Annotated in this window: 1 rRNA gene; it reads right to left on the bottom strand. The window is 49.8% G+C overall.

Annotated features, from left to right (window positions below):
* Positions 1–255: ribosomal RNA gene (locus MO387_RS20975) — 23S ribosomal RNA — on the bottom strand; the annotation flags it as partial.

Raw genomic sequence — 255 nt, 5'->3', positions numbered from 1 at the left:
TCACCAACAGGAGCGTACCTTCTCCCGAAGTTACGGTACCATTTTGCCTAGTTCCTTCAGCCGAGTTCTCTCAAGCGCCTTGGTATTCTCTACCCGACCACCTGTGTCGGTTTGGGGTACGATTCCCACTAACCTGAAGCTTAGAAGATTTTCCTGGAAGCATGGCATCAACTACTTCAGTCCCTTAGGACCTCGTCATCAGCTCTCAGTCTGCACACTAAAGTGCGATTCCCCGGATTTGCCTAAGAAATCAAC

It is taken from the genome of Shewanella sp. N2AIL (assembly GCF_022690845.1).
Classification (GTDB): domain Bacteria; phylum Pseudomonadota; class Gammaproteobacteria; order Enterobacterales; family Shewanellaceae; genus Shewanella; species Shewanella baltica.
Note: the sequence above shows the minus strand (reverse complement) of the source record. Positions and strands in the feature narration are given on the sequence as shown.